The organism is Streptomyces sp. AC555_RSS877 (genome assembly GCF_019049245.1).
Classification (GTDB): Bacteria; Actinomycetota; Actinomycetes; order Streptomycetales; family Streptomycetaceae; genus Streptomyces.
This window is the reverse complement of sequence record NZ_JAGMUK010000146.1, coordinates 1-636: the sequence shown is the minus strand read 5'-3', so window position 1 is coordinate 636 and position 636 is coordinate 1. Positions and strand designations below refer to the sequence as shown.

Genomic DNA, 636 nt, shown 5'->3' with positions numbered 1-636 from the left:
TTTTCCGGATCATTGATTGGAATGCTGGCCGTCGGCTCGATCCGGATCACAACATCGGCGAGGTGGTGAAGGTCGACAAGCGCCAGGAGTTGATGCGGCACAGCCAGGATGAGGACTGGGTGGACCCGGATCGTTTCCGCGCCTACCTCGAGGAGGAACGCGGCCAGCCTGGCAGCCCGTGTCCCACACTGGTCGGCTACGACGAGGACACCCGGGAGACGGGCAACGATACGTTGCGTCTAAGGGTGGCGATGAGCACCTACTACGAGCACGTCGCCACCCGCCGGTACCTGCGAGATCACCCGGATGCGTACGACGCGGTCGTGGCCAGGATCAGTCACGGCGACCAACAAGGCGGCCTGAGCCGCGTGATCAGGTCATCGCCCAACTCCAACATCGTCATCAACGTGACCGCACAGAGCCGCAACGGCAAGGTCATGATGCTGCGCCGCCCCATCGGCGCCCGCGTCTGGCCAGGCTTCTACCAGGTCGGTGCCCACGAGACGATGAACTGGAGCCAACCCGGGAACCCCATCGAGAACTGCCACGAACTGGCCGTCCGGGCCCTGCGCGAAGAACTCGGACTCACCAACCCCAAGGACTACTACAACAACATCGTCTTCTCCTGGTTCGGCT

Annotated in this window: 1 protein-coding gene; it reads left to right on the top strand. The window is 63.2% G+C overall.

The genetic code is table 11. The features are described 5' to 3' along the window. Nucleotides 1–62: 62 nt before the first annotated feature. Nucleotides 63–636, top strand: a 574-nt coding sequence (locus KUM49_RS37870; protein WP_217241510.1) for a hypothetical protein, incomplete at its 3' end; no start/stop codon positions are given.